22 protein-coding genes and 1 pseudogene are annotated in these 21,563 nt (G+C 60.7%); 10 read left to right on the top strand and 13 right to left on the bottom strand.

Annotated elements, in window-relative coordinates; all coding sequences use genetic code 11:
* Nucleotides 1-154 precede the first annotated feature (154 nt).
* The 3 genes and pseudogenes from BKE41_RS07555 to BKE41_RS07565 form a co-directional block, all read right to left on the bottom strand.
* A pseudogene (locus BKE41_RS07555) lies at nucleotides 155-466 on the bottom strand (IS3 family transposase); the annotation flags it as partial.
* 9 nt (nucleotides 467-475) lie between these two features.
* Nucleotides 476-919, bottom strand: coding sequence for a DMT family transporter (locus tag BKE41_RS07560; protein ID WP_070998966.1), 444 nt, complete (start codon nucleotides 917-919; stop codon nucleotides 476-478).
* An 87-nt stretch (nucleotides 920-1,006) separates the two neighbouring features.
* Nucleotides 1,007-1,612: a transporter substrate-binding domain-containing protein gene (locus tag BKE41_RS07565; protein ID WP_245295918.1), complete on the bottom strand. Its 606-nt coding sequence runs from the start codon at nucleotides 1,610-1,612 to the stop codon at nucleotides 1,007-1,009.
* A gap of 519 nt (nucleotides 1,613-2,131) precedes the next feature.
* On the opposite strand from BKE41_RS07565, the gene BKE41_RS07570 reads away from it, so the two are divergent.
* The 5 genes from BKE41_RS07570 (at nucleotide 2,132) to BKE41_RS07575 (ending at nucleotide 7,656) form a co-directional block, all read left to right on the top strand.
* Nucleotides 2,132-3,571 carry a hypothetical protein gene (locus tag BKE41_RS07570; RefSeq protein WP_159392730.1) on the top strand — a complete coding sequence of 480 codons (1,440 nt, stop codon included), beginning with the start codon at nucleotides 2,132-2,134 and terminating at the stop codon, nucleotides 3,569-3,571.
* Nucleotides 3,572-3,661: 90 nt separating this feature from the next.
* Nucleotides 3,662-4,816, top strand: coding sequence for a hypothetical protein (locus BKE41_RS31100; RefSeq protein WP_159392731.1), 1,155 nt, complete (start codon nucleotides 3,662-3,664; stop codon nucleotides 4,814-4,816).
* Nucleotides 4,817-5,500, top strand: coding sequence for a hypothetical protein (locus BKE41_RS31105; protein ID WP_159392732.1), 684 nt, complete (start codon nucleotides 4,817-4,819; stop codon nucleotides 5,498-5,500).
* A gap of 11 nt (nucleotides 5,501-5,511) precedes the next feature.
* On the top strand, nucleotides 5,512-6,828 hold the full coding sequence (locus BKE41_RS31995) for a glycoside hydrolase family 19 protein (protein WP_107645335.1): 1,317 nt from the start codon (nucleotides 5,512-5,514) through the stop codon (nucleotides 6,826-6,828).
* 237 nt (nucleotides 6,829-7,065) lie between these two features.
* Complete coding sequence (locus tag BKE41_RS07575) at nucleotides 7,066-7,656, top strand: recombinase family protein (protein WP_070998971.1); 591 nt, start codon at nucleotides 7,066-7,068, stop codon at nucleotides 7,654-7,656.
* Nucleotides 7,657-7,850: 194 nt separating this feature from the next.
* Here the strand turns inward: BKE41_RS07575 and BKE41_RS30095 are convergent, their stop codons facing one another.
* Nucleotides 7,851-9,095 (bottom strand): DNA methyltransferase, encoded by a 1,245-nt coding sequence (locus BKE41_RS30095; RefSeq protein ID WP_245295967.1) that lies wholly within the window; start codon nucleotides 9,093-9,095, stop codon nucleotides 7,851-7,853.
* 165 nt (nucleotides 9,096-9,260) lie between these two features.
* Entirely contained in the window at nucleotides 9,261-10,688 is a 1,428-nt protein-coding gene (locus BKE41_RS31110; protein WP_159392734.1) for a hypothetical protein, read from the bottom strand.
* A gap of 319 nt (nucleotides 10,689-11,007) precedes the next feature.
* Between BKE41_RS31110 and BKE41_RS31115 the strand changes: the two genes are divergently transcribed.
* Nucleotides 11,008-11,886, top strand: a complete 879-nt coding sequence (locus BKE41_RS31115; protein ID WP_159392735.1) for a hypothetical protein — start codon at nucleotides 11,008-11,010, stop codon at nucleotides 11,884-11,886.
* Nucleotides 11,887-12,169: 283 nt separating this feature from the next.
* On the opposite strand, the gene BKE41_RS07590 is transcribed toward BKE41_RS31115, so the two are convergent.
* Nucleotides 12,170-13,306 (bottom strand): serine hydrolase, encoded by a 1,137-nt coding sequence (locus BKE41_RS07590; protein ID WP_070998976.1) that lies wholly within the window; start codon nucleotides 13,304-13,306, stop codon nucleotides 12,170-12,172.
* A 24-nt stretch (nucleotides 13,307-13,330) separates the two neighbouring features.
* Complete coding sequence (locus BKE41_RS07595; RefSeq protein ID WP_070998977.1) at nucleotides 13,331-13,765, bottom strand: tautomerase family protein; 435 nt, start codon at nucleotides 13,763-13,765, stop codon at nucleotides 13,331-13,333.
* 813 nt (nucleotides 13,766-14,578) lie between these two features.
* Here BKE41_RS07595 and BKE41_RS07600 point away from each other — a divergent pair.
* From BKE41_RS07600 to BKE41_RS07615, 4 genes are all read left to right on the top strand, one after another.
* The gene (locus tag BKE41_RS07600; RefSeq protein ID WP_070998979.1) at nucleotides 14,579-15,244 is read left to right on the top strand and encodes a DUF2268 domain-containing putative Zn-dependent protease; all 666 of its coding nucleotides are present in this window, start codon (nucleotides 14,579-14,581) and stop codon (nucleotides 15,242-15,244) included.
* Between the two features lie 61 nt (nucleotides 15,245-15,305).
* Nucleotides 15,306-15,734: a GNAT family N-acetyltransferase gene (locus BKE41_RS07605; RefSeq protein ID WP_070998981.1), complete on the top strand. Its 429-nt coding sequence runs from the start codon at nucleotides 15,306-15,308 to the stop codon at nucleotides 15,732-15,734.
* 33 nt (nucleotides 15,735-15,767) lie between these two features.
* A complete protein-coding gene (locus BKE41_RS07610) occupies nucleotides 15,768-16,280 on the top strand; it encodes an AAA family ATPase (protein WP_070998982.1) in 513 nt (170 codons plus the stop codon).
* Nucleotide 16,281: 1 nt separating this feature from the next.
* Nucleotides 16,282-16,815, top strand: coding sequence for a GrpB family protein (locus tag BKE41_RS07615; RefSeq protein WP_070998983.1), 534 nt, complete (start codon nucleotides 16,282-16,284; stop codon nucleotides 16,813-16,815).
* On the opposite strand, the gene BKE41_RS07620 is transcribed toward BKE41_RS07615, so the two are convergent.
* The 6 genes from BKE41_RS07620 to BKE41_RS07640 form a co-directional block, all read right to left on the bottom strand.
* The gene (locus BKE41_RS07620) at nucleotides 16,816-17,631 is read right to left on the bottom strand and encodes a DUF429 domain-containing protein (protein ID WP_070998985.1); all 816 of its coding nucleotides are present in this window, start codon (nucleotides 17,629-17,631) and stop codon (nucleotides 16,816-16,818) included. It abuts the gene before it with no gap.
* A 131-nt stretch (nucleotides 17,632-17,762) separates the two neighbouring features.
* A complete protein-coding gene (locus BKE41_RS07625) occupies nucleotides 17,763-18,569 on the bottom strand; it encodes an EVE domain-containing protein (protein WP_070998987.1) in 807 nt (268 codons plus the stop codon).
* Nucleotides 18,570-19,110: 541 nt separating this feature from the next.
* Nucleotides 19,111-19,236: a hypothetical protein gene (locus tag BKE41_RS32405; RefSeq protein ID WP_280944514.1), complete on the bottom strand. Its 126-nt coding sequence runs from the start codon at nucleotides 19,234-19,236 to the stop codon at nucleotides 19,111-19,113.
* Nucleotides 19,236-19,757 carry a hypothetical protein gene (locus tag BKE41_RS07630; RefSeq protein WP_070998989.1) on the bottom strand — a complete coding sequence of 174 codons (522 nt, stop codon included), beginning with the start codon at nucleotides 19,755-19,757 and terminating at the stop codon, nucleotides 19,236-19,238. The genes BKE41_RS32405 and BKE41_RS07630 overlap by 1 nt, the downstream gene beginning before the upstream one ends.
* Entirely contained in the window at nucleotides 19,754-19,984 is a 231-nt protein-coding gene (locus tag BKE41_RS07635) for a hypothetical protein (RefSeq protein ID WP_070998991.1), read from the bottom strand. The genes BKE41_RS07630 and BKE41_RS07635 overlap by 4 nt, the downstream gene beginning before the upstream one ends.
* A gap of 1 nt (nucleotide 19,985) precedes the next feature.
* Nucleotides 19,986-21,170, bottom strand: coding sequence for a hypothetical protein (locus BKE41_RS07640; RefSeq protein ID WP_245295919.1), 1,185 nt, complete (start codon nucleotides 21,168-21,170; stop codon nucleotides 19,986-19,988).
* Between the last annotated feature and the right edge of the window lie 393 nt (nucleotides 21,171-21,563).

The raw sequence follows: 21,563 nt of genomic DNA on the forward strand, positions 1-21,563 counted from the left end.
TCGGCCGGAAACAGCTCAAGTTAGGCACTGCGTGTGTGGTTGAATGTCGCGGGGCGGGCGACCCATCTGTATCTGCCGTCCCGCCGAGCCCGACCCGCTTCCGCGGCCGCTCCTGACCTGACCGGCCGGCTTTGGACCCTTCTGATCGAGAGGATCAATCGACCCCTTCCGGCGCGGCGAACGCCACCGCCTCGAAGCTGCGCCACGGCGCGCGCCGATGGATCACCTCGGCCTTGAACAGACCGCTGATCGTCTCGGCCGAGGCGTTGTCGTCGCTGTATCCGACGCTGCCGACCGAAGGCTCGACGCCCGCCTCCGCCAGCCATTCCGTGTCGCGCCGAGCGAGGTATCGGCTCCCCCTGTCGCTGTGGTGCGCGAGCCCGCTCACCTGGAGGGGCCGGCGCTCGTGCAGGGCCTGCTCCAGACCGTCGAGCACGAAGGTGGCGCGAGCCGTGCGGGAGAAACGCGACCGCCTTTAGAAGAGCGCGACGAGCGCGACACCGGCCACCATCAGCAGGCCACCGAGGATCCGCCAGAGGCTGGCCGGATGCACCTCAAAGCCGACCAAGCCGAAATGGTCGAGCAGGATGGAGGTCACGACGCCCGCCGTCACCAGAAGCCCGAGAAACGCCCCAGCTCCCACGTGCCGAGCAATCAGCAGCTGCGCGATCACGACTCCGCCGCCCAGGAAGCCGCCGCCCCATGCCCACCACGGCACCTGCGACAGCTCCTGGGTTGTCGACCATGCCAAGCGACGGGATATGAGGCCGATGATTAGGACGGTCAGGGCGGTGCCGATTCCAACGATCAGACCCGCCACGAGCGGCTGAGAGAAGCCTCTGGCGAGGGTGCTGTTCTGGCCTGGCTGGATGGCGTTCGCGATCCCAGCCAGCAGGACAGCGCCGTACAGGTACCACATGTCGAGATCCAATCGGTGAGATCTCGCTAGGTAGGGCTATCTGCGTCTCTTCCACGTCCCCTGGAACGCCTCGCGTGGGTCGGCTCGTCAGGGCGCGACCGCGTCGTCGTGGAAGCCGCGGGCATCGAAGATGCGCCGGACGACCCCGGCGCGCTTCGCCTCATCCATCCACGCCGTGACGCGGGCGAGGGCGGCGGGCCGGCCCTTCGGAACGGCGACGGCGACCTGCGTCTGCTGGAAGCCGCCCGCGACGATCCGGGAGCCCGGGACCTGCAGGACCACCGGCCGCAACGTGTCGTGGGACAGCGCGAAGGCGTCCGCCTGCCCGGCGCGCATGCGCGCGACCGCCTCGGCCACGGACGGGACGGGGAGGGGCTGCGTCCGGGTCAGCGTGCGGGCGGAGGCGCGGAACGTCGTCGTGCCCTCGATCGCCACGACCCGGAGTCCCGGCCGGTCCACCTGCGCCACGTCGGTGATGCCCGACTCGGCGCTGGCCAGATAAGTGCTCTCCAGATCGTAGTAGCCCGGCCCAAAATCGATCACCTGGCGCCGGGTCGCGTCGACCGGCATGAAGCTGACATCGATCGCCGCGGCCTGGAGGGCGGCGGCCGCGGCGCCCGAGTTCGGGAACAGGGTGACGGCCAGCGGCAGGCCGACCTGCCGGGCGAGATCCGCGCCCAGATCGGCCGTCACGCCATCGAGCCCTCCATCGGCCGCGCGGCAGACGAAGATCAGGCCGGCGGACGGCGCCTCGACGAGACCGACCCGGAGCGTGCCGGTCGGCGCCAGCTCCGCTTTCGCGGAAGCATCCTGCGCGGGGCGGGAAATCGTCATAGGGGCGAGAAGGGGGAAGCGAGCAGGGGGCAGAGAAGCGACGCGCAACGGGATCGCGAGGGCGAGACCAAGGTGACCCCGGCGATGTCCGCCTGGGGCCTAACCCTTACTACGTCATTGGGAAGATTGGCGCACCCGACACGATTCGAACGTGTGACCTTTGCCTTCGGAGTGTACGCCATAGATTTTTACTAGCCAGTCCAAGCGCTCGCGAATAATGCATCGTGGCGCGACAGTCGTTACCAAGGTGTTGTTCCGCAAGGGAAATGGCGTCAGCCGCCGTTTTTCCGCCCGGAACGCTCAACTCGGCCGCCGCCGTACAGCGCGTCCGCCGCTTGGCACACCTTTGGCACACCTACCGCGAAGCTCACGATTTTCATGCCTTCACCTCGCACTTCGGCCCGTGCGCACCTGCGCGATCAGCGCCTCGACACCTTCGAGCGCTTCGGGCGTCTCGATCTTGGACACGGCGTCAATCTTTATCGGCACCCGCGTTCGAAGTTCATCTACGCCGACTACCGCTTCGGCCCCAACGATCGAGTGCGCGAATCAACCAAAACGACCGACCTCGCGATGGCGGCGACGGTTGCGAATCGCCGCCGCAAGGCGCTGGAAGCCCGCGTGAAGGCCGGTCAGCCCATCTCTCTGACCGGACCGAGCGTCGGTGATATTCTCGAACGCCGCCTTGAGGACCTCGTTCGTCGCCTCAATGCCGGGGAGCGGAAGCTCGGACCGGAAATCTCGGTCATACGCCGTAATTTCCTGCCGTTCTGGCAGCGGGTGCCGCTGGCGGATCTTGGTCGGCAGCAGTTCTACGCCTGGGAACGCTGGCGTCTGGAGCAGAGCGGGAAGGGGACCGCCATCGCGCCCTATCGGCGCGGAGATCGGACGGTGTCGGTCGGACGCAGCCTCCAGCCGCCGTCTGCCACGACCCTTCGGCGCGAGAAGCAGTATTTCGTGCGGGCTATGGCGTGGGCAAGCGACCGGCCAACGCCCCTCGTTAGCGACGAGGTTGTTCACGAACTCCGCCATCTACCGCGTCCGCGCGAGACCAAGAAGCAGAGGTCCGCTGAGGACCGGCGCGATGCGTTCTCGCGCGCGCAGGTCGCCGCCCTTCTTGCGGAGTTCGACCGCGTTGAGGATGCCGAACGCACGCGCGTTAAGAAGCTGGGGGAGGGCGGTCGGCGCAAGAACTATGACCGTCGCCTGATGGCGCTGCATGTGCGGCTTCTGCTGTGCTCGGGAATGCGCCCCGGCGCCGAGATCCTCGAACTGACCTGGGATCGGATCAGACAGATCCGTAACGAGCATGGCGAAGATATCGTCGTGATTGATCCTTGCGGCGACGGCAAGACAGGCCCGAGGATTGTGAATTGTGATCCTGAGGCAGTGGACGTGTTGTCGGACCTGCGCGCGCTTCTGATCGAGTTTGGCTTTTCGACCATGGGGCGTGCGCCGCTTTGGCCCTCGCGCCGTAGCGTTGTCGTGCGCGACATGGGTACGAGCTTCAAATCGGTCCTTCGGCGCCTCGGTTTCCAAAAGACGGCCTCAAGCAAAGCCCTCTACGTCTGTCGTCACACCTATCTGACGGAGCGATTGCGGCGGGGTGTCACCTCCGACATCCTGGCTATCAACTGCGGCACTTCGGTCGAAATGATCAGCCGCCACTACAACCATCTTCGCGCGGAACAGATCCGAGGCGCGCTTCGGCCTGCCGATGCCCGGAATCCGCTGCGCCTCAGGAACTCCTCGTCGTCGAGCACGGAGGTTCCAAAGCTCGAATTCGATCTCAGCAAGCAGGCTGTAATCGTCCGCTAACTGCAGCTTGCGATCCACGAACAACGCCAGCATTATGCAGCAGCGGCGAACGTCACGCCCAAACCAATAGCGTGCTGATCGAGAATGGCCATGGACGACAGGAAATTTGATATCCCTGTTCTTAATATACTTTCCTTGGGACTAGACGAGGCCGGAAAGACAGTTTTTCTGTCCGCTCTCTATAATAAATTTTCAGTTTACAATCCTTCATACGGCTTCTCACTTCAGTGTGAAGATGAAAGCCAGAAATACTACCTTACGGCAATGTACAATCGGATTTCTAGACCAGAAACTGACTGGCCCGCCGGAAGCATGCAGCATACCGAGTATGTTTTCAATGCCCTACATCCAACCAAGGATGGATCGATCACATTTTGCAAATTCAATTATTTAGACTATTTCGGAGCAGCAATGCGTGGGGCAGGCGACTTCAAAGATGTCGCCCTCGAAAAGCGAGTTAGAGAAGCGCATTCAATCCTAGTCCTTCTTGACGGCCGCAAGATTCGCCTGGCCCTTGAAGGAAAAACTATAGACGATGATATTTTCAAAGACCTAAGTTATATATTACCGTTCCTAAACTTGATAATTGGCACAGACAAGCCTGTTCATTTTTTGATATCAAAGTCCGACCTGCTCCCTGGTGGCAATAAGCAGCTATCAGATATTCAAGACTTACTATTTGGTTATAGGCCATTTAAAGACTACATCAAAGCTCAAAAACATTACGAAACGATGGTAAGAATGATACCCATTAGCTCCGTGGGATTTGAATTCGCCAAGCTAACCGAAGACGGCACAGAAGTGCAAAAAATTTCTGGGGGGTCAATAAACCCTCATAACGTCCAGTTCGCCCTATCACTTGCTATACATGATCATTTTTGGAGGGCCTCCCAGAAGCAACACGAGCATGTCAAGAAACTGATTGACGATAGCAAAATGGTGCTCGCTCTCATGGAGGCTGCGCGAGTTGCTCCGAGATACCTATTGCCCCGCATCAAGAATGTCCCGAGCATAATCTTCTGGCGCAGATCTGGAAAATTTGCGCTAACGAAGATACTAGAAAATATTGATCAATATTTAGAGCAGCGCCAAATGGCGAGACAAAGTCGAGTTGACCTAATGCAGTCCGCAGTGACCAACCGACGGGAGGCTTTTCTCGAGTCTCTCGCGGTTCAACGCGAAATGGTAGCTAATCTCGATAAGTTTATGCCCGGAAACAATTTAGCGAAATATTTGGAGAGTTAAATGGAAAGCTGCCCATTCGTAATTGCAAAACCCAAGGGAGGTGAATATGGATTTGTGCTTCGTCCCGATTCTTTCACTGATGACGAGTTAATCCGCCTCAAGGACATAATAAATGCAGAGTGGGAAAATGCCGATGATCAGCTACATGTTGCTAGATCCTCCCTGTCCCAAAGTAGATTTAAGACCGCATATAAAATAACAAAAATGCTGCATCCAGCGACAGGTGAGATGATTAAGGACGGTAGTCGAAAGCTAAGATTCTGCGTAGGCATATTGACACGTCAGATTTCATCATCTGATCAGAGTCTCGTTGAAAAAACTTCGCTATATAGGTCCGATTTCATCGGAATTGAAGCCGAAATATTGAAAAGCTGGGGCATCCATACTGCCGAAAATCCGGACAATCAGCATCAAACATCGCCACTAAAGATCGATCTAGAGCCGAACAAAGTCATCCCTTTTGAAAATCCAGAGGTCGTAAAAAGTACTTCACCAACACATTCAATCTTTGGCGACAGGACACAGTCAGATATTTTGTCTTTAGTCGCATTAACTTGCGTGATTTGCAACATTATATTTTCTGTGTATTTGTACTGGGCAGTAAGCGCTATAGAGAAACGCCTGTTAGATCCGAACAAACGGGCTGGAGATTCCTGGGAAACTGAAAAGACGCAACACAAGTGAGGAGAAATGACATGGCGATGAACATAACCAAACCTGCTCGGCCTCAGGTTAACAGCGGAGGAGTAAGGGTCGCTCTTGGTACCGTGGGCGGCTTGGCGGCAGGCGCAGCCATTGCGAACAGCGATGCAACAATTGAGGCGCTGGAATGGACCAAACAAGAAATTGAGCGCGCCAAAGATGCGTGGGCAGACCTAGAGAACATCAGAGAGGTAATAAGGGTAGCAAGCGACCCAATAAAGGCGGTTAAAGACGGTCTAGATGCCGCCGTCGAAGCTTCCGTCAAAGCAAGCGCGGCCATCGCTGCGAATTTAAATGTCGAAGCGACAGAACTTGCCGACGGTATCAGTTCTTATGCAAAGGAAACTTTCTTAAGCGTGAACTCTGCGATTGAAGACTTAAAATCTCTGACAAATTCCGAAGAAGAACTGGATAATGTTTTCAGAAAGGAATTTTCAACTAATAAAATCACTTCATTGTTTGGAAAATCGGACCAATTTGATTCTGGAATATTCAATAACGCACCGACAAAGCTCGGATCTGAACAAGTTTTATCCGGCATACTCGATTTTTTCCATCGCATCGGAGAGATTGTGAATGGATCAATTTTAGATCACGCCGAATCCTCAGATCTAAAAATTGAACTTCCTTCCGGTCACCTGAGGTGGATGGAGAAGAGTGCAGAATTAGTCGGAACTCCGGAGATCGAAGACGGGGTCGTTCTGACAGCGCCTACCGATCGAGGTGATATTATCAACTCTGCCATGGAATTAACCGCGAGCATATTTTCCAATAAAAGCATTCCAAATGCTGAAAAATATTTGCCCCACATCACCTCCGGCTTGAAAGAATTCGGCCTAGATGATGACAAAATGACTCTGGTAGCTCTCGGAACTATTCGAACTGAAACGGCGTCATTTCGTCCTATAGATGAGGTAGCAGGAGAGTCTAACAGTCGGTTTTTTCCATATGACCGTTACGAGTTCAGAGCAGACTTAGGTAACATTTATGATGGTGATGGGAGCAAGTTTCATGGGCGCGGCTTTATTCAGTTAACCGGGCGCGGCAATTATAAAAAATATGGCGATATGATCGGTATTGATCTAATCAATCACCCTGAGCTTGCAAATGAGCCGGAAACGGCCGGTCGTTTACTCGCGGCATATTTGAAAACCCATGAAAAGCGCATACGAGTAGCTCTCGAAACCGACGATTTAGAAGCCGTCAGAAGGGTTATAAACGGTGGAAAAAACGGGTTACGGACCTTTGAGAAAGCATACAACGATGGCCTAGCTGCAATGTTGGCAAACAAAAACAGCGACGTAGCTTGAATTTTTACAGCCTGATCCATCGTGAATTAACCCGACTATGGCGATTATTCGCTCTTCTTTCGCAAGACCGGCAACGCGATGCTGCGGTCTTTCCAGACTACCGCCATTGAACCCTGCTTCAGTGGCGGAGTTCGCCGCGCCGCCAATAGGCGGATTTAACCCTGCCACAAGCTTCACCTTCGAGCTATGGCAGGGTCGTGTCACAATCCCATTGAACCTTGTGTCAGCAGGAAGCGCATGCTCATCGGCCTCGCGAGAACTTCGACGCTCGAACAGGAGGCCGGGCTCGACGCCCAGAAGCGTGCGCTCACCGCTGCCGGGGTCGAGAAGCTGTTTGTCGAGCAGACGAGTTCTGTCGGACCGCGCCCGGCGCTTGAGGCTGCGATCGAGTTCGGCCGCGAAGGCGATACCCTCACGATCACCGATCTCTCGCGCCTTGCCCGGAGCGTCCCTGATTTCTGCCGTATCCAAGCGCGCCTCGCAGCGAAGCGGATCGAACTTCGTGTGCTGAACCTCGGCCTCGACACCGCCAACCCGACCGGAAAGTTGATGCTCAACCTACTTGCCTCCATCGCGCAGTGGGAGCGTGAGATGATGCTGGAGCGGCAGCGTGAGGGCGTGGCCAAAGCCAAGCTCGAAGGGCGCTACAAAGGCCGCGCCCCAACTGCGCGCCGGAAGGCCGAGCAGGTTTATGCGCTGGCTGATCGAGGCATTCGGAAAACGGCTATCGCGGCCGAACTCGGCATGAGCGAGCGGTCGGTCTTCCGATTATTAGCTCAGAGGGCAGGCGTGGAAGATACGGCAGATAAGGCACCCACGCAGCCATAAGCTGCCCCGCGCTGTCGTTGTTGGCGCAGCGCACGTAGACGGTCGAGAGCCCTTCGAGGGAATGAGACTGCCGTTCGACAATCTCACCGTCACCGCGGGTACGCAGCAGGTCGTCCAGGACAAACTCGTCATCGACGTGCACGGTAAGATGCGCTTCATTCGCCGCCGGAAGATGGGCCGGATTCTTCAGACGTTCAACGAGTTCCCTGATCCGCACAATCGGTCTCCTTTTCAACAGGAGTATTTATTGCCATGGAAGGATCGTGTTGCGCTTCGATTTTTGCAAGACGATCTTTCATCTTGCGGATATAGCGCTTCTCCTGTTCTATCATAATGTACCCACGACCCATCTCGTGAGCCGCCACAGCAGTCGTTCCCGAACCTGCAAAAGGGTCGAGTACGGTGGCTCCGACCCGCGTACTCGTCTCTATAATGCGAGACGCTATCGGAACAGGCATCTGACAAGGATGCACTTTGTCCGGACCAGCGGCTGGACCTCCGGCGACACGCTTGACTGGCCACAAATCGGTAGGGTTATTGCCGAGAGGGTTGCTGCGTTTATCGGCAGTCACTCTCTCGCAGAGGTCACGTACATGGTCGAGCCTAAATTCGTAATTATCAAGATCCCGGACCCACCACAGCAAGCGCTCGGTGCGATGTGCGAATCGACGCCTGTACGTCATGCCGCCTCGGAAACTCCAGGTGATAGGCTGGACGAGATGAAAGCCTAGCTCCTCCATGATTGGGTGGTAGATGTATTCAAGCGGATGCAGCTTTCGCCCGTCCAGCATGTAGCCTAGATTTAGCCAGACAGCGCCTTTGTCGCTGAGCAGACCGGGCAAGTGACAAGTCCACTCTCGCGCGAAATCTTCGTAACCCTGGCGGGTGAGGCGCTTCTCATACTCTTTGCCTGCATTGTACGGCGGGCTCGTGAGTACGAGGTCGATCGAGCCCGGATCCAGGGTTTCCATGATGCTGAGGCAGTCACCCTCGATCACGCGTCGAATGGACGATCGCGGCTTCACAGGCGCTTCCGCCTCGGCCAGCCATTCCGGAGCGGCTTTGACGAAGGCGATCGGCTGACCGAGAGCGGTCAAAGCGGACGCGAGGCTCTCGATGCGGCCACGGTCCTTTTCGACGTTCATCAGCGTGGGTTTGGATTTGCCGGTGAGTTGGGCGAGCGTCTGTAACGATACCTTCTCCTGGGACATCGCTCGCCGGGTGGCTACGTGCTGCCCCAGGCTCATCGCAGCGTCGTAGTGATGCTTGAGCCTATAGCCGGTGGCCCGCAGCACCTTGTCGAGCGAGGTGATGGTGCCTCGTCCTCGCTCAAGGCCAGCGATCGTGTTTGGGCTGAGGCCCGACAGCGTAGCGAGGTCCTCTTGAGAGTGACCGAGTTCGGTACGGATCGCGCCGATCGCAGCCCCAATGGCGGTCATGTTCACCCCAGATATCTTGATCGAAATGGGACGCATTCACACATATTTTGGTCAAGGAATATAGAGCAGATCGACATAGGGGATACACCGGATGGCACGGAGGCGGGTCCGGGTGCGACCCGGCCAGCACCCTTCGGAAGGGCGCTGAGCGCGGACGGCTGCGGATTAGGACCGAGGCTTAGGAGAACTCCTGGGGCGCCCCTTACCCTTGTAGGTCCCATTCGCGATCTTAGCCGCTTTGACAGCGCCTCGGCTGTCGCGCTTCCGTTGCGCGTCCTGCGCCTTCAGCCGAACCTCCCGCTCGGTCGCCGTCTCGGTCGCCTTTTCCGTGGTGAACCTCCCATCGAGTGAGGCAAGCGGGCGCACGACATCGAGGATACCAGCCTCAGCGACTGGCTCAGTGGTCACGTCCGTGTACCCGCCCTCGATCAACCGGGTTTTGAGGCGCTCCGCCTGCCCGATGTCGTAGACGTACACGGTGTAGCCGCCCGCGTAGCTCGGGTCCCGGATCGCCCCACGGCAGACGAATTGGTACACGTCCTCATCTTCACGGACGGCGCGGATGTCATCGCGGTCCAGCCTAAGAGCTTTGATGATGGCCTCGTCATCCGGCGTCGCCTTCGCGGAGTAGATCATCGCGCAGGCGGTGTGATGGCGGAGGCTGTTGGTCCCGGCCATCTTCGGGCTGCCCTGATCTGCCCCGTCGAAGCGGCCATAGAAGAAGTTCTCAATGTCGGAGTTCGAGGCCCAGAACCCCTTAAATTTGGCTGCCTCCAGGTGTCGGGAGATCGCCACGAGGCAGGAGCGGCCTTCCTTCTTTGCCCACCAGCCTGTCGAGCCAGGATGCTGCGTGTAGTAGTGGATCCGGATCCTTGGCTGGCCGGTGCGCGAACCCCCGACGCGAACAGCTTCAACGCGCACGCCACCCGCACGCCGGACGGCATGATCGGCGAGGCTGCCACGGTATCCGGCCGCAGCTACCTTGACTGAAGCAGCAGGGGCGAGCGCGGCGAGAGACCAGATCGACCGCCACCGAACACGCGGCGCTCCGGGCACACCCGCATTCTCCCAGGCGGCGATATCAACCTCAACTACTCGGCTCCCCGAGCTTGCAAGGCGGTGAAACTCGGTGAGCTTGGCGCTACCGACATCGCCGCGGATCTGGCCCAGGCTGATCGGTTCTGCGCCCGGTCGCGGACTCACACGGAACCACCCGGCCTCCTCACTGGGTGAAAGGGTGTAGCGTGCATGCATCGCGGGCCAGGAGGTCGCGAGGCCGATGGTCCCTGACGGTGTCGCAGCCTCGGGACTTTCGTCCCAGCGCACGTGCAGTCCCTGGAACTCTTCCGGATGAAGCCCCATCGCGGCGGCGTGTGTGGTGATCATCACGGTGTGAGGCGCAGCGGCATTGTCGATGGCTTCCCGCAGAGCGCGAACAACGCCACGCTTCACGCCGGGAAGGCCGGAGTGGATCGGCACGACCGTTGGCGATTGCCCTGCTGCCGCAGCCCTAGCTCGAAGCCGGGCAGCCTGTTCCTTGATGAGGTCGATACGGGGTAACACGAACAGGTAGATGGCGGTCGTTGTGGCCATCTCCTTAATGATCGTCTCAGTCTTGCCTCCACCGGGGGCGCTGGTGAGTAGGATGAGTGTGAAATCCTCAGCGGCACCGTTTGCGCCGCTCGAAATTAAATGTGTCCGATGCATGCTTAAGAAACCAGTATAAAATTACTGGACAGAATTTACATGCATCCATCCGTAATGAGGTAATTGAGAAATATATTGACTTCCACGAGGTAGTCGTTGTTCTCAAAACGCGCCGTGCTTGTCGGGTGCGGGCTACGCCCGTGCGCGCAAGGACGAGCGCGTACAGCGGCGGGCGGGGCCCGCCCTGTCACAGCGGGTAGCAATCATGTCGGGGATCAATCCCGAGGCGGCGCAGACTGCGCCGCATCAGGATCTCTCGCCGCGTCGCTCATCACGGCTGGGTCTTCGCCCCACCCGCTCTGCACTCGCGGCGTGGCCTGAAAGCGAGATCTCCATAAGTCGAGGTGTCAACTCAACACCTCACGCCTTCTCGCCAATTACCTCATCGCTCATCTCGCCGCCTCTTTTAACCCGACGCGCCGCAGGCGCGCTCAGGCATGCATCGGACGTATTTGCCGTCCGTAAGATCCCAGAGCGCCAAATGAACTCCGGCTTCGTGACGGGAATCTCAGCCGGACGCTCAGCCCATTCGCCCTTCGCGCGATTCTCAGCGTTTTTTCAACCGAAGAATAATTTCGACTTCAACGAGCAGCATCTGGCATCAAGAGAAAGCCAGCCCAATTGTTGGGCTTGGCGATTGCCAGAAAGTCATTTCACCATGAAATTCAAGATTTGGAAGCGGGCTCGCACTGTCGATTGCGGCGTGAGGATCTTCCCTAACGGCCTCGAAGCTCCGATTGCGTATGATGGTTACTTCTATTCTGCGTTCAAGTTGCCGGTACTCTGGAAGGGCGAGGATGCCATGATGCATTTTCACTACGGCAGCGGTCGATTTCGCGAGATCAACACTATCGCCACCGAGCTTCTGGCTCACCCTCGTCTTGCTATCAGCGGACAAGTCGAAATCATCACGCATGTTGAGCGGCGCTTCAAAATGAGGGTGTGGGCTAGGGAGGAATATGTCAGGGATGCCATCGCCAACCTGCACTTCGATGTCCCGCCGATTTTTGGAGAATCTCGCTGGGGTGTGGATATCTACGCTGACACGCCAAGCGACCTCGTTGCAGTTCGGATGTGCATCTGATCGCGTCCGTACATTAGAAATGCTCGCCCCTCGGGGTGAGCATTTCGCCAGCGCTCCACTTTCTGTTACGAAAAAGCTGATGATCAACGCCAAGCGGACGTGTACTCCTCCGATGCGCTCGCCGAAGTATTCCTCGGCTTAATCACGCGGTATATGGCCCCGCTTCGACGAGATAGGCCCATGCCGCAGCATCTTCAGCCACTCATCAACTTAGATGCTATGGGCTCATGACGTGACACATGCAGTCGAGCAGCGTGCGGGTCACAGCCACCATCAGGTCGCGTCAGCCTTCGTCCTCCAGGATACGCAGGATGCCACGGAATGGTTCGAGCAGGCGTTCGGGGTTGAGAGACTCGGCATCATTCCAAGTCGCGACGACGCAGTGACGCTGGCCGCTCTGAGTCACCACCAGGGCCGACAGGTTGAGAACTCCCGTTTCAGAGCCGCCCTTGTAGGCGACGCTGCTCCATTGGCGACCGGGCACCATCCCGGCGCTGATCCGAAACGGCGGTAGGTGATGCGTCGCCTGCAGCAAGGCGCAGAGTTCCTGCGCGGTGAAGAACCACTCCACCTCCGCTGTCACCTCCCGAGCCAGCCCATCTGTGCGGGGCAAGGGCATGTCGGCGAGGTGGTATTGGAGGGCCCGCTTGCCGGTCGCATCGGCCACCAACCAGTCCCGCCGGATTGCGCCGTTGTCGCTACCCTTGAGGATGAACGCCTCGCGTGTGGAGAGAAACGGCGTGTTGCGGGCCGAGATCGCCTCGACGTTCGCGCGGCCGACGAGATGGATGAGGGCGTCAGTGGCGGTGTTGTCGCTCACCGAGATCATGAAATTGGCCAGCGCTGCGACCGTCAGCGGTGTTCCCTCAGGCCAGTCTTGAAGGATGCCGCTCGGGAGAGAGAGCCAAGCAGGATCGAGCGGCACGACGCGATCCCATGAAAATTGGCCGCCCTCACAAGCCATGGCGACCGCGTGCAGCACGGCGAGCTTGAACGTGGAGCCGACGGCCAGCGGAACAGCCGACTCGTGCTCAAAACGGGTTCCCCCATCAGTCGCCACCAGCACGGCCGATCGTCCGGGCAAGGCCGCGATGGTGCGGACATGATCCTCGATGGTGCCCGTCGTCCGCACTGCGGGTTGGAACAGCAGGCCCGCGAATCTGCCGTGCCCATCAAGTGCGCATCGCACGGGCACTTCGGCGTCTCGTAGCCGCACGACCCAACCATCGTTGACCTTGGTCGTGTGCTGGTAGGGGCCGTACCGATCAATCAGCTTCACCACGATCGAGGTGACCGCGGCGACTGACGCTCCCGCAAGGAAAGCGGCGGTGAACCAGTCCGAGCGCACGGGCGTCTCTCGGAAGAGCCGTTCCAGCGCGGCAGCGCTGTCGTCAGGAGGTTCGACGCGGTCGTCACTCATGATCGTGTGAGCCTCGTGTGACGCTCAGGACGCTGCGATCAGTTTCTCGCGCAACGCGCTCGGCAGCGACGCAAGCCACGCCTCCTCGCCGCCGGGCTGCGGCAGGACGTTACCGAACTCCGCGACACCCTCAGCCGGGATGTCCGAGATGTAGACCCATACGCTCTCAGTCGAGACACCGAGGATCTCGCCGGTCTCCCGCATGATCCGGTGTAGGATCGCGGCCTTCTGCTCGCGTGTGCGCCCGGTCCGGATATCGGCTCGGACCCAAACGTGGTCGTCCGGCGCCGCCTCGCCGCCGATGAACATTGAACCGGGTTCGACCGTGTAGAACACCACCTGGACGAAGTAGCGCGGCGCGGTCGCCTCGACCTGATGGATGGTGGTCACGGTCTCGACCAGTTTGCCGCGCTGTTCTGGCGACAGGTGCTTCATCGTCGTGAATGCGTAGGTGGGCATCGCCGTGCTCCGGTCCTGGATGCAGGCAGGGTGATGACGATTTCGCGCCAGCGCAACTGATCGAGCCGGATCCGGTTTGATAACGATCGGAGCGCAGATGCCGGGCCGCTTCATTCAGATGCTGCGCGTCAGGCGCACCGATCCCCATTCGTGACCGACCGGCGCTCGGGCTACCTTGATCGGCATGAGCGCATTGACCGCGACACTTTTCGACCCAAGGCCCGCCCGCATACTGCCTGATGACGACCCCCAATCTCTGGCCGGAGGAAATCGACGGCGGACGCCATCGCCTGGGTCAGCGTCCGAACCGCCGAGACGCGGGCCCATTACGGCGACGCCGCCTAGACCCGAGACTACGACCGCGCGCGGGGCCTACTCGACCGGCCCGCCCGCGTCCCGTTCGTGAGCCGTCGCGGCAGCCTGCTCTGCAATTTCTGGCGGCACGAAGAACATCCTCGCGGTCACTGGAGGCGGACGGACCAGACGGCTTATCGCGCCGGGGATCCCGCTTGGGAGGCTTTGCTCGACCTCGACGCGTTGGTCGCGAGCGAGAACGAGGACTGGGTCAGGTCCGGGTCTACGAGCCGTCGAGCGGAGGACATAGCTACGGCAAGGACAACGCCAAGATAGCATCGTTCATGGCGCTGGGCTTGAACTTCCTGCGCTGCTCGAACGGTTGGTCTGCGTCAGCGTTGGTAAGAGCTTGAGCGCCAAGCCGCCTCTCGGTCGCTATTTTTTCAACCTGTAGGCGAAGTTGCCCCGCTGCCGCTCGGGCGACAAAATCTGATTGAGAGGTCCGGCAAGGCACCCCCAATGACATGGCACCTGCACTGGCTTGAGGCGTCCGGCGACCTGCGCCCCTGGCGCGAGACCATCGCCGCAGAGATCGAGATCGCGCGGACAGCCATCGCTGGCGTGCTGCCGGTGCCCGCCCTGGACATCCTCGTTGAGCGCGGCCCCGGCGCCGTGATCCCGGAGACCGGCACGATGGGTCGGGCCCATCGGGCCAGCCTGTTCTCTCTCACATTCGACCCAGACAACCCGAACTTCGCCCGTTCGCTGAGCGTCGGCGACCTGCGTCGCACTGTGGCGCACGAGGCGCACCACTGCCTGCGCATGGCCGGACCCGGCTACGGCTGGACGCTGGGCGAAGCCCTGGTCAGCGAGGGGCTGGCTGGCCGGTTCGTCGGCCACCTGTTCGGCTCGCCTCCCGAGCCTTGGGAGTGCGCCGTCACCGATGCGGTGGTGGCGGCCAACCTACCGGACAATGCCACGCTGGTGAGCAACGGCCACGACCACCGTGCGTGGTTCTACGGCATCGGGGGGCGGTATCCGCGCTGGCTCGGCTACACCCTCGGTTACCGCATTGTGAGCGACTGGCTGGCGGCGAGGTCGAGCATCAGTGGCGACACCTGGGTCAACGTGCCCGCGCACGAGGTCATCGACGCTGCGCGCGGGCGCACGTTGTCGAACATCTGACGCCAAGGCCAGGGCCTCAGCACCTCCCTACGGCGACCCATCCAACCCGGAGGCTGCCCACATGACGCCCGAACGCATCACGGTCAGCGCTGAGGTCGATGCGGAAACGGCGAAGATTGTCGAGGATGGGCTAGACCGCTTCAACGAACTTCACAATGGCCCCGACCAAACCAGGCCCCTATGGCTTATATGCCGTGACGAGCAGGGAAACGTGTCGGGGGGCCTCAAGGGCCTAATGCAGTGGGACTGGTTCGTCGTCTTGATGCTCTGGGTGGAGGAGGGCAAGCGGCGGCAGGGGATCGGACGCCGTCTGTTACGAGAGGCCGAAGACGCGGCGCGCAATCATGGGTGCCGCAGAGTCCGGCTGGCGACAATGACGTTTCAGGCCCCAGAGTTCTACAGGAAGTTTGAATATGCGGAGGAGTGTCGGTTGCTCGATGTCCCTCCCGGCCATGCGTACATATGGATGATCAAGACACTGGCGGATTGACTTCGCCCCTTAGCCCTACGCCGAGGAGATTACATGCTTGTCGTCCTCAGCGGGTTGCCCGGTACGGGTAAGACTACCATCGGGAAGCTGTTGGCCTCTAAACGTTCCGGAACCTATGTCCGCGTGGACGAGATCGAGCATGCCCTGAGAAGCGCCACGGGCCTGAGCCATGACATCGGACCGGCGGGCTACATCGTCGCCTTCGCCATCGCCGCCTCGAACCTCAAGCTCGGCAATCTCGTGATTGCCGACAGCGTCAATCCGGTTCCGGAGAGCCGCCAGGGTTGGCGAGACGTGGCGCGAGGAGCGGCGGTGCGCTTCGTAGAGGTCGAGGTCATCTGTAGCGATGAGCGGGAGCACGAGCACCGGGTCGCGACCAGGACCACAGACATAGCGGGGTTCACCCTTCCCTCGTGGTCATCGGTCAAGGCCCACGACTACGCCCCATGGATCTCGCCGAGGTTGGTGGTCGATACGGCGCTCCTCAGCCCCGAGGCCGCGTTAGCCGAGGTCGAGGCCGTGATCGACACCATTTCCGCTGTCTGAGATGCCACCCCCATTCAAGGTCGAGTTGGTCGAGCATGACCCTCGCTGGGCTGGGGCGGCCGAGGCAGAGGCGGCGATCCTGCACGCCGCGCTCGACCCAATCTTGCTTGCCGTCCACCATATCGGATCGACCGCTGTCCCAGGTCTGAAGGCGAAGCCCATCCTGGATCTCATGCCCGTCGTCAGCGGCCTGCGAGGATTGGATCGGCGCGAAACCGATCTCGAAGGCGTCGGATTCACATGGTGGGGCGAGTTTGGGCTGCCGGGGCGGCGCTACGCGACCAAGGATGAACCCCGGTCCGGACGGCGGCTCGTGCAACTGCACTGCTACGCTATCGGCTCGCCGGAGATCGTCCGCCACCTTGCTGTCCGCGACTATCTGCGAAGAAGGCTGGATACAGCCGCCGCATACGAGCGAGAAAAGGTTCGGTGTCATGCACTACACCCCGACGACTCGCATCAGTATGGCGCTTGCAAGAGCGCTTTCATCGACGCCGTCGAGGCAGCCGCGCTGGCGGAACTACCCGGTGCATGATCACGCGGCCAGGGCGATCTCCCCGTCGATCACACATCCGACGCGCTCCTCACCAGCATTCTGGTCGAGCAAAGGCCAGACCCAGGCGGCGTGTAGCGAAACCGGAGGGAGCATAATCCAACCATCCTCCGCATCGCCGACCGCGGTGTAGCGGCCGACAGCCACGCAGAGCGCCGTGAGCCCGCAGACCAGGGCCGCACGATCGTCGTGGTTGGTGACCGAGGCCAACGGCACGGCAAGGCGGCGGCCCGGCAGGAGGTGCTCGACCAAGCGCTCCAGCCCTGCTGTTTCGGCGAGATGGCAGAAGAACGTGTCCGAGCGGTCCCCTCGACGTGCGTTAAGCGCAGCGGGGTTATCGATCAGCATCCCCAGGAACGCGCTCGGGAAGGCTTCAACGATCGCCCGGTCATCGATCCCCACGTCGTGCGTGGTGGGACCGATGTGGCAGACCTTCAGGACGGCTTCAGCGCAGGCGTTAGCATGCTCGTTCAGCAGCCTGCCGACTGGCGCGCTCGACTGGCCGGGCTTGCCGATCAGTGGCTGGAAACGGCGGGTCAGGAGGCGCTCTGCGGCTCGGTATCGGCCGATGATGTCGAGACCTCGCCGAAGTGGGCCGTCGAAGGCGGCGGCGATCAAGGAGCCGCTACCGGCGACACGGGAAATTGTTTCAGAGCGTTCCGGCTCCACTGCTCGGAAGCGCTGGATCGTCCATGAGACGGTGGTCTCGTCCCAGTCGAGGCGGCAGACGGCGCTCGTCCTCGAAGTCGGGGAACACCCCACATCGATGCCCAGCACGGAGCCTCTGGAGAGCAGCACGGTGTCCCTCTTCTTCGATAAGGCGCTACTCTGCCATCCATAGGTTGAGGCCGGATGATCTGAACGACGCGGAACGACGCAGTTCAGCCAAGCTCTCATTTACGAAGCTCTCGCCCGCAGACTGGACCAAGTCAGCGGGCCTGCCATCGACGCGTGAGCGCCTGCGCAAATCCTTCAATGTCCGAGGGATCATGCCAGCGGTGAATCATGCGGTGGCAATTCGAGCAGAGCACGGCGAAGTCATCGATTTCGAATTCGGCCTCCTCGCCTTCGCTCAGGCTGGCAAGCGGGCGCAGATGATGAGCCTCGATGAACTCCGAGCCTAGGTCACCGTACATGTCTCCGAAGGCGAAGCCGCACGCCTCGCATGTGAAGCCGCGCGCCCGCTTCACCTTGACCGCCGCGATGGACTTCCGCTCGATACGGCGGTGCTCCCGGTAGCGCTTCCGCTCGACTACGGAGAAGAGCTTTTCTTCGTCGTCAGCATCCTCTCCCTCCAGCCCGGCGACCTTTAACACGCGCCACTGTTCCGGTGAGAGCGTGAAGACCGTACCTCCGCGTGCCCGCGCCGCATTCAGTGAGGAGATCATCGCGCCGTGCTCGCCGTCGTCCCAGAGGGGGCGCGGGAGCGGGATGTAGCTGACAGCCACGCGGCTCATCACCTCGCGGGCGCGCTGCGAGTTTCGGTGGAAAGGATTGTCCGTGTCGGCGCGAGGGACCGGCCCTTGAACAACATGACCGAGAGCGATCACGCCCCTTCCGGCGCCCTTGCCGCCGCGCGTCTTCCAGATCGCGATGCCATCGCCGACCCTGATGTCGCTCCGACCGCTCGTCCACCAGTCCTGGCTCAGACGAAAGATCGCCTCGGAGATGCGATACTCGGTTGGATCCGCGACGAGGGTCCAGTAGCGCCGCTCACCGGCTGCACGTGCGGCCATTGTGACTCCTATCCCATCCAACAACCGATGGCACTTGAACGTCACGTTCCCGCATGCGCTTGGCGACCTTGGCGATCGTCACCCGGCTCGCCCCGGTCACGCTGGTGATCGAGGACCAGGAGATCCATGCCGTCAGTATCTTCGCGATACCGGCGTTGCGCGCTACGTCCTCGACTCGGCCCTTGTACCTGCCTTAGGCTTTCGCCTTGGCTTGTCCCTCGGCCTGACGGCGGCGGCGGTCGTCAGCGCCTGCGGATGAACTTGTAGCCGGTCAGTTCCTTCATACGGCCGGTCACAGGTTCCCATTGGCCATCCGGTTCTTCGATCATCCGATAGCGGGTCACCGGAAGCAGGCCGTCCGTTAGGGTCTCGCGAACCGCGCCTGAGCTTCGTCAGGACTAAGGAACCGGGGCTTCGACTCGGGTCGATGCGGCTGCCGAAGGATCTCCCAGGGCTCATCCCCCATGCCCATGATCGCCTTCCCCTGTTGCACCTGAAGGGCTCTTCATTGCTTCAAGCATAGCAGTCAAAACAAGGCGGGTCAGCGCCGCTCCATAAACCGCCAACCGACAATGAAGCCGACCGTGAAGGCGAGCACTCGCAAGCTGATCCAGATCAGCGGGCGACGGCTGACGTAAATGAGCAGGATCACAGCCAACAGGGTCATCAGCGCCGAAGCTCCAAAATCCGGTCGAACACAGCCTCAGCCTTCAGGTAGCGGTCCTGCGCCTCCAAGCGGTTCCGTGGGTGCCGGTCAGGGTGCAGGGCCGCCCGGTAGGCGCGCCGCGCCGATGTGACCAGGAACTGCGGGGCCCGTGGGTGCAGTCCGACCTGCCGGTAAACTCGATTTTCCTCCGTTTCCCGATGCAGACCGGAGTTCGAACGCGCCGAGGCGAGTTCAGCCGCGAGCGAGGCGATCTGGGCGTCGCGCACCGCGAGCGCGGCGGCTTGTTCCCGCCGGTCACGATCCATCTCCAGTCGCCGTTGTGCCTGATGCTCCTCCCGGATCATCGCTGCGACGGTCTCCATCAGGATCATCCCGAGCAAGCCCCCGAGCCACAGCACGAGCCCGGCGATTGGCAGAGGCAGCCCTACCAGGGCGAGGCTGATCACAACGGCCAGCCAGACCCGCAGCCGCCAGCCCGGCACCGACAGGATGTGGATCGCGATCGGGTGCAAGGTGGTCAACGGCGGACGAGAATTGCCGCGAGGACATCTCCCCGAGCGATGACGAGGCCGCGGGCATCACGCGTCGTACCTTCCCGCGGATCGTAGATCCCGACGAGCAGACCGCGAGCGTTCCGGGCAACGATCTTGCCGGTGGAGCGCTGCTCCTCCAGGCGCCCGATCACAAGCCCACGTTGGTCTCGCAGGATCTGGATGTGCGCAGGCTGATGATAGCTCGGGCCGTCCATGTCAGGCTGCCTCGTTCAGGACGGGCTGATGTTCATCTTCGGCATCAATGGCCTCCTCACCCCAACAAGCGTTATCCGGCACACCCATCGGCCATGCTCCGAGCATCCCCGCGACGGCGTGCATCATCTTGGGGCTGGCCGGAGCATGGTCGAGGAGTGCGACACCGCAGGCGGCGAGCTTGCGCCGAATGAGATTGGCGCGATCGGCCCGCACACGCGTGTTGCCGACGCCGTATAAGCCTTCCAGGAAGAAGCCGCGTTCGATGCGTCGCAGTTCCGCGATCACACCCGGCTCGCTCCTACCGATCGGCTGGTACTCGATGAACAGGTGCGTTCCGAGAAATACGTCGCTGATTCTTGATAAGATACAATTCCTATAACGCCCCCCCGCATCGTTCATCGCGGCGGCGCTCGCGAGCACGACCAAGGTGGGATCACTGCTCGTGTCGAGGTCATTGGGAAGCCGATCGAAGCGCTTGCTCCATGCCCTCACCAGATCGACGCGACTGTCTTCCGGCCGCAGCAGTCTAAGCGAGGCGCGGATCCCAGCCTCGGTAGCGCCGGAGCAGTAGGTGCGGATGTAAGCCAAGGCGTAATGAAGGTCTGTCACTTGCTCCACGTCGTGGATCTTCGACACGAGGGCCGGGTGCATGAGGACAGGATCGAGGATCTTCAGGATCTCGATCTGCGCGCCGACGAGTCGCCCCTCAATCTGACCCAAGATCTTGGCGCGCCGCCGGTCGGCCGGAGCAGCCGAGGCGAACAGGCGGTGCAGTTCGCGGTACAGGTCTGGCTGATCGAGCGGGTCGGGTCCGAGCCGTCCAAGAGCGCCGAGCAGCCCTTCCGGTAAGGCGCCGAGCACTGCCAGCACCAGATCGCGCGGGCGTCGAAGGTGAACGACTGCACGACCGAGAAGGGCAGCATCCTTCAGGTCGCGGAACTCGGGCGCGAGTTCTCTTTGACGCAAACGGCAGGCGATCTCTTCGATGCCATGCTCCCGGACGTTCGCGAGCACCAAGAACATGGCTTGCCGTCGCCGCCGACCGAAGCAAAAGCTCGCGGCGAGCAGGCCAGGGCTCTCAAGATCCAGGCTGACGGCGAGTTCGAGCGCCCAGCCAGAGAATGGCGTCGGTGTCCGCGAAGGCTTCCTATCATTCCCGATGGTGGACGCGAGAAGAAGTTCCAACGGCGTGCTCCAGCGCATCGCCGTGGTCGCGCAAACTCACGCGCCGACCCGTCTCGACCAAGCGGGAAGCTTAACACAAGAGCGGCATGTTACAACTTGCCCGGTAGATGATCCACCCCGAAAGCCGATCAGTAGCGACAACGCTGGACGACCAGAACTCCGCGCGGCATCCTCGGCCTCATCATGACGAAATCGGCCACGAGAACGGTGGACACCACGGCCATCCTTGCTTCGATCTTGACGAAGAACGCGTTGCGGCGCGAGGCGGGCCTACCACTCTGGCCGGTGCGGGAGACGTTTGAACGCGAACTGAGGGCCGCACGCAGGCGTGATGTCCTTGCACAGCACTATGACCGAGTTCGGGATGCTGTTCTCGCAGAGCGCTGCGCTCAG

Source organism: Methylobacterium sp. C1, from assembly GCF_001854385.1.
In the GTDB taxonomy this organism is placed as follows: domain Bacteria; phylum Pseudomonadota; class Alphaproteobacteria; order Rhizobiales; family Beijerinckiaceae; genus Methylobacterium; species Methylobacterium radiotolerans.

What these genes read in the sequence shown, in the direction of transcription:
- BKE41_RS07615 (WP_070998983.1), top strand. Translation starts at nt 16,282, where the DNA reads ATGCCACCCCCATTCAAGGTCGAGTTGGTCGAGCATGACCCTCGCTGG.
- BKE41_RS07570 (WP_159392730.1), top strand. Translation starts at nt 2,132, where the DNA reads ATGCCTTCACCTCGCACTTCGGCCCGTGCGCACCTGCGCGATCAGCGC.
- BKE41_RS07605 (WP_070998981.1), top strand. Translation starts at nt 15,306, where the DNA reads ATGACGCCCGAACGCATCACGGTCAGCGCTGAGGTCGATGCGGAAACG.
- BKE41_RS07595 (WP_070998977.1), bottom strand. Translation starts at nt 13,765, where the DNA reads ATGCCCACCTACGCATTCACGACGATGAAGCACCTGTCGCCAGAACAG.
- BKE41_RS07590 (WP_070998976.1), bottom strand. Translation starts at nt 13,306, where the DNA reads ATGAGTGACGACCGCGTCGAACCTCCTGACGACAGCGCTGCCGCGCTG.
- BKE41_RS31115 (WP_159392735.1), top strand. Translation starts at nt 11,008, where the DNA reads ATGTCGGGGATCAATCCCGAGGCGGCGCAGACTGCGCCGCATCAGGAT.
- BKE41_RS07625 (WP_070998987.1), bottom strand. Translation starts at nt 18,569, where the DNA reads ATGGCCGCACGTGCAGCCGGTGAGCGGCGCTACTGGACCCTCGTCGCG.
- BKE41_RS31110 (WP_159392734.1), bottom strand. Translation starts at nt 10,688, where the DNA reads ATGGCCACAACGACCGCCATCTACCTGTTCGTGTTACCCCGTATCGAC.
- BKE41_RS07635 (WP_070998991.1), bottom strand. Translation starts at nt 19,984, where the DNA reads ATGGACGGCCCGAGCTATCATCAGCCTGCGCACATCCAGATCCTGCGA.
- BKE41_RS07600 (WP_070998979.1), top strand. Translation starts at nt 14,579, where the DNA reads ATGACATGGCACCTGCACTGGCTTGAGGCGTCCGGCGACCTGCGCCCC.
- BKE41_RS07610 (WP_070998982.1), top strand. Translation starts at nt 15,768, where the DNA reads ATGCTTGTCGTCCTCAGCGGGTTGCCCGGTACGGGTAAGACTACCATC.
- BKE41_RS07575 (WP_070998971.1), top strand. Translation starts at nt 7,066, where the DNA reads ATGCTCATCGGCCTCGCGAGAACTTCGACGCTCGAACAGGAGGCCGGG.
- BKE41_RS30095 (WP_245295967.1), bottom strand. Translation starts at nt 9,095, where the DNA reads ATGACCGCCATTGGGGCTGCGATCGGCGCGATCCGTACCGAACTCGGT.
- BKE41_RS31100 (WP_159392731.1), top strand. Translation starts at nt 3,662, where the DNA reads ATGGACGACAGGAAATTTGATATCCCTGTTCTTAATATACTTTCCTTG.
- BKE41_RS32405 (WP_280944514.1), bottom strand. Translation starts at nt 19,236, where the DNA reads ATGACCCTGTTGGCTGTGATCCTGCTCATTTACGTCAGCCGTCGCCCG.
- BKE41_RS07560 (WP_070998966.1), bottom strand. Translation starts at nt 919, where the DNA reads ATGTGGTACCTGTACGGCGCTGTCCTGCTGGCTGGGATCGCGAACGCC.
- BKE41_RS31995 (WP_107645335.1), top strand. Translation starts at nt 5,512, where the DNA reads ATGGCGATGAACATAACCAAACCTGCTCGGCCTCAGGTTAACAGCGGA.
- BKE41_RS31105 (WP_159392732.1), top strand. Translation starts at nt 4,817, where the DNA reads ATGGAAAGCTGCCCATTCGTAATTGCAAAACCCAAGGGAGGTGAATAT.